This is a genomic window from Protofrankia sp. Cas8, from assembly GCF_963555845.1.
Taxonomy (GTDB): domain Bacteria; phylum Actinomycetota; class Actinomycetes; order Frankiales; family Frankiaceae; genus Protofrankia.
The window spans coordinates 1-5,040 of sequence record NZ_CAUVXI010000294.1; the positions used below are offsets into that span (position 1 = coordinate 1).

Consider the following 5,040-nt stretch of genomic DNA (forward strand, 5'->3'; position numbering starts at 1 on the left):
ATGGGGAGGCGAGCAGTTCGGTGGACGTACTGCCGCTCCAACTCGCGATCTGCCACAACACCAGCAAAAACAGCGGGCCTACCGGCCGGCGGATCCACCGGGGCACACCGCGCCGCCCGGCGGTTGACGGGGTGACCGTGACCAACGTCGGGGTGGATGCGGACGATGCGCCGGTGGCTGGCGCGTGCGGGACGTCTGCCGCAGTCGGGTCGGGCGCGCGTGCCGCCGCGTCCTTCTGGACAGGAAGTGTCTGGGTTGTCACAGGTTCTCCGCGGTGATTGGGGCTGGCGTTCGCCAAAGGCGGCGCGATCGTTGTTCCTGTGCGCCGCCGGCGGTGATTGGGGCTGGCGTTCGCCAAAGGCGGCGCGATCGTTGTTCCTGTGCGCCGCCGGCGGCGTAGGGGGCTGGCGTTCGCCAAAGGCGGCGGGCGGGATGGCGGCATGAGTCGCGGACGATCCGCCGGGACCCGATGTTTGTCCCGGTCAATTCGGGTGATAAATGATCACTCTGCGTGATTGCGGAGTACCTGTGCAGGTGGGTGCGGCGCTCCGCGTCACATGTCGGTCAGTAGGCCGGACATGCGGCGGACTTCACCCGGAGAAGGTCGATGTGACCCCGGGTAACAAGAAACGCCGACTTCAACATGAGATCAACGGAATCACACGGCTTCTACCTGCGTCAACCGGCTAGGTAGTGTGACGCATATTACTTTCCCACTACTTGACTGAACAAGGTGTTAATACGCAGAGTGCTGTTTCGTGCCTGCTGAGACGATCCTGACGCGGCGCCGCTGCGTGGATTACGCCCGGGCCTGGAGCAGCCGCTGTCGATGACCGCCCCGGGTCCCCCCGTGACCCCGGGCGAGGGCTTTCGTGCCCCTACCTCATCGGCGCTCCATTGGTTGTCCATTGATCGTCTGACTTTCCGTGACTGAAATTCCCGGTGACCAGGAGGGCGTGGATGCGCTCCTCGGCTCCGGTCATCCACTATTGATCATTTCTATCCCGTCCGTCACAGCCCGTACCGGTTCCGGACGGGAAAGACCCGCGCCTCGGAGTTGCCTGATGTCACTCTTGTTCCTCCACGTCAGACCCCGACCCCGGCTGCTCGCGGGCGTCACCGCACTCGTGGCCGTGTCGCTGCTGGCCGCCTGCGGTGGAGGGTCCGACTCCGCGAGCCCGAAGGCTGCCGTGACCAGCGCCAAGGTTGATCTTTCCGGAGTGACTCTTCGCGTTGCCGACCAGGTCGGTCAGACCAAGGCGATTCTCGAGGCGGCCGGTGTTCTGAAGGACGCTCCGTATAAGATCGAATGGTCGGACTTCTCGGCAGCCGCCCCGCTGCTACAGGCGCTGCGGGCGAACGCCGTGGACATCGGCCCTGCGGGTGATGCACCCACCCTCAACGCGATCGGTGCCGGCGCCCCGCTGAAGATCGTCGGCGTGACCCGAAGCTCTGCCAGGGCAGTCGCGGTGCTTGTCCCGAAGGACTCACCGATCCACACCGTCGCGGACCTCAAGGGCAAGACCGTCTCGCCGACCACGAAGGGCAGCGTCGGGCACTATCTGTTGCTCGGTGCCCTCAAGGAAGCGGGGCTGCGCCCGGACGACGTCACGATCTCCTTTCTGACTCCGCAGGCCGCCAGCGCCGCGTTCGACTCCAAGCAGATCGACGCATGGACGACCTGGGACCCATATGTCGCGCTTGCGGAACAGAAGGGCGCACACATCATCCGCGACGGGGTCGGCATCAGCTCCGGGCTCGGGTTCACCGTCGCGTCGGACCAGGCAGCCGGGGATAGCGCCAAGCGCGCAGCCATCGCGGACTTCCTGGCCCGCCAGACCAAGGCGTTCGACTGGTCCAATACCAACAAAGCGGACTTCGCCGCGTTGTTCGCCTCGTTGACCAAACTGCCAGAGCCGGTGGCCACGGTGGTGGCCAACCGCCGCACGGTGGAATCTCCCCCGATCGACGACGTAATTATCAAGAAACTGCAGGAGACGGCGGATGTGTACACCGAAGCCGGCGTGATCGATCACAAGCTGGATGTCGCCCCGTACTTCGTCCGCTCGCTGACTTCCTGACCGGTCGTTACTGCCTGTCACACCTGCTCCACCAAAACCATGGAGGCTGGTCATGCCGCAGACCTTTCCGCGCATCGTCGTGCTGACCGGGAACCCACGTCCAGCCTCCCGGACGCGTGCGGTCGCCCGGGCCGTCGCCCAACGGATTTCGCACGGACTCGCCGCCGACCCGGCTTTCGACGCACGACCGACCGCACGCCCCGAAGACATCGACATCGACCTGGCCCTGATCGCCCAGGATCTGTTCGCCGACACCCATGGTTCGGCCGCCACCGCGCTGGAGTCCACGCGGGCGGCGGGCGTGCTCGTGGTGGCCACGCCGGTCTACAAGGGTAGCTACACCGGCCTGCTCAAGGTGTTCCTCGATCTGTTGCCCTCGGGTGGTCTGACCGGAGTAGTCGCCGTGCCGGTGATTCTCGCGGCCGCGCCGGCGCATCAGGCCGTCGCCGAGCTGCACCTGCGTCCGGTCCTCGCCGAACTCGGTGCGACCGTTCCCACGCCGGCATTCTCGATCGTCGAGGCTCAGCTGTTCGACCTCGGTGCCGAGGTCGAGGGCTGGGTCGCGGCGAACAGCCGGCTGGTCCGGGCCTCGGCCGCGGTGCTCGCCACCACATCGGCGGCCACCGAAGCGGAGCTCGCCACGGAAGCGGGGCTCGCGCGATGAGCCACCCCGCCCGACACCGCGCCACTGACCCTGGACCGGACGAGGACGGTGTAGCCGAGGGCCCGGTCGTCCGGCTCCTGGCTGCCCTTCCCGCAGGTACTTCCGCGAACGATCAAGCTGGCGCGGGCGTCGATCCCGGTGCCTACCGAAGGGTCTTCCGTCGGCACGCGGCCGGGGTCACGGTGGTGACCCTGGACGGCCCGTCCGGGCCGGTCGGCTTCACCGCGACGTCTGTTGCGTCGCTGTCGCTCGAACCGCCGCTGATATCACTGTCGGTGTCATCGGTTTCGTCAAGCTGGCCGGCGTTGCTCCGCGCCGACACCGTGGTCGTGCACCTGCTGTCCGACGGCCAGGCCGACACCGCACAGCGCTTCGCGGCCAAGGGCGTCGACCGGTTCGCTGCGCCCACCAACTGGACACGGTTGCCGACCGGTGAGCCGCTGCTGGTCGAGGCAGCGGCCTGGGTGCGGGCCCGGCTCGAACATCGGATAGACACCGGCGACCACCGTCTGCTGGTGGCCCGCGTGTTGCAGGCGCACGTCGAGAAGGACGACGCGCCGCCGCTGATCTATCACAACGGTCGCTACGGGACTCTTGGCACAAATAATTTCCGATGAGTCACCGGGGCCGTTGAAGCGAATGTATGCGAACCATCTTGTCCAGTCTTATCTGGGGGCGAAAGCGTGAATCACAAGAAAGCAGGACGAATATCTGCTGAACGGCATGGATTTCGCTTCAGTGCTGTTTCGGCGGTGATTGCAGCGTTCGTCCTGACGGCTACCGTGGTCGCCTGCGGGGGGAGTTCGGGTACGTCCACCACCGCTGCCGCACCCGCAACGGGCACGCCGGATCTCAGTGGCGTGACGCTGCGAGTGGGGGAGACCGGATATCAGCGGCAGCGACTCTATCTGGAGGCCGCGGGTCTGGCGAACACGCCGTACAAGGTCGAGTACGTCACGTTTGACAGTGGCACTCTCCAGCTCCAGGCGATAGCCGCCGGGAATCTGGACCTGGCGCAATCGAGCGAGATCCCGCCTATTTTCGCCAGCCAGTCGGCGGGTGGTGGCAACTTCAAGGTCATCGCGGTGATGCAGGCTTCGACCCTGCTGCAGGAAGTGATCATTCCCAAAGGGTCGTCGCTCAAGAGCATCGCCGACCTGAAGGGGAAGAAGGTCGGGTACGTCGCCAGCACGACCGCCCACTACTTTCTTTTCAAACTGCTGGAGCAGGCGGGCCTGGGCTGGAACGACATCCAGCCGGTGAAGCTCACCGTTCCCGACGGTGTCACCGCGCTTCTGTCGGGCAACGTCGACGCATTGGCCACCTATGGCAATGCGGTCATCACCGCCAAGCAGCGCGGTGCGACGACGTTGGGTAGCGGCGAGAAGATTCTTTCTGGTAACTACGCCTACGAGGCCACACCGAAGGCGATCGCAGACCAGGCCGTGCACGCCGCCATCACAGACTTCCTCGGCCGGCAGCAGAAGGCCTACGCATGGTCCCGGGCGCACCCCGACGACTGGGCGAAGATCACCGCCGAGCAGACGAAGCAGCCGGTGGCCCAGGCGTTGGAAACCTTCAACAACGGCGAAGCCCAGCGGCCGACCAGGCTCGTCCCCACCTCACCGGCCACCATAGCCTCGGCACAGGATGTCGCGGATGTCTTCATCAAGGCGGAGTTGCTGAAGTCCAAGGTGAACGTGGCCGACTACTTCAGCACGGCGTTCAACGCCGAGATCGAGAAATTCGGCACCTGACGCCGGCAAACCATGTTCTTCCACCGGAGGGTCACCCATGTCGAGTCCCGGCGCGTCGGCGTCCGTTGTTCCACCCCGTCAGGACCTGTTGGCCGATCTGGCCGCGGAGTTCGCCACGACTGCGGCCGAACACGACCGGACGGGGACCTTCCCGGCCGCGAACCTTGTGCGGCTGCATGAGGCGGGGCTGGTCGGGCTCACCGTTCCGGTCGCCTACGGTGGTGAGGACGCGGATCTTTCGACCGTGGTCGACGTGCTCGGCACGATCGCCCGTGGCGACCCCGCGACCGCGCTCGTCCTCGCGATGACCTATCTGGCCCACGCGCGTCCGAGCCGCAGCGCGGGATGGCCCGAGCCGGCGTACGCGCGGATCGCGCGTTCCACCGTCGAAGAGGGTGCGATGGTGAACCACCTGCGGGTGGAGCCCGACCTCGGTACCCCCGCACGTGGTGGGCTGCCGGCCACGACGGCCCGCTGGACCGGGGACGGCTGGGAGCTCACCGGTCACAAGATCTATTCGACCGGTGCGCCGGTGCTT

At 66.2% G+C, this 5,040-nt stretch carries 5 protein-coding genes and 1 pseudogene; 5 read left to right on the top strand and 1 reads right to left on the bottom strand.

The window, feature by feature from the left end; translation table 11 throughout:
• Window positions 1-262: pseudogene (locus U9977_RS25590) on the bottom strand (ABC transporter permease); the annotation flags it as partial.
• An 802-nt stretch (window positions 263-1,064) separates the two neighbouring features.
• Here U9977_RS25590 and U9977_RS25595 point away from each other — a divergent pair.
• From U9977_RS25595 to U9977_RS25615, 5 genes are all read left to right on the top strand, one after another.
• Window positions 1,065-2,081: an ABC transporter substrate-binding protein gene (locus tag U9977_RS25595; protein ID WP_322751841.1), complete on the top strand. Its 1,017-nt coding sequence runs from the start codon at window positions 1,065-1,067 to the stop codon at window positions 2,079-2,081.
• A gap of 52 nt (window positions 2,082-2,133) precedes the next feature.
• Window positions 2,134-2,745, top strand: coding sequence for an NADPH-dependent FMN reductase (locus U9977_RS25600; RefSeq protein ID WP_322751842.1), 612 nt, complete (start codon window positions 2,134-2,136; stop codon window positions 2,743-2,745).
• Entirely contained in the window at window positions 2,742-3,362 is a 621-nt protein-coding gene (locus U9977_RS25605) for a flavin reductase family protein (RefSeq protein WP_322751843.1), read from the top strand. Before U9977_RS25600 ends, U9977_RS25605 begins: the two co-directional genes overlap by 4 nt.
• 135 nt (window positions 3,363-3,497) lie before the next feature.
• Window positions 3,498-4,502: an ABC transporter substrate-binding protein gene (locus U9977_RS25610; protein ID WP_322751844.1), complete on the top strand. Its 1,005-nt coding sequence runs from the start codon at window positions 3,498-3,500 to the stop codon at window positions 4,500-4,502.
• A 37-nt stretch (window positions 4,503-4,539) separates the two neighbouring features.
• Window positions 4,540-5,040, top strand: a 501-nt coding sequence (locus U9977_RS25615; RefSeq protein WP_322751845.1) for an acyl-CoA dehydrogenase family protein, incomplete at its 3' end; no start/stop codon positions are given.

Excerpts from the sequence above, each read along its gene's own strand:
- U9977_RS25595 (WP_322751841.1), top strand. The coding sequence starts at position 1,065 with ATGTCACTCTTGTTCCTCCACGTCAGACCCCGACCCCGGCTGCTCGCG.
- U9977_RS25600 (WP_322751842.1), top strand. The coding sequence starts at position 2,134 with ATGCCGCAGACCTTTCCGCGCATCGTCGTGCTGACCGGGAACCCACGT.
- U9977_RS25605 (WP_322751843.1), top strand. The coding sequence starts at position 2,742 with ATGAGCCACCCCGCCCGACACCGCGCCACTGACCCTGGACCGGACGAG.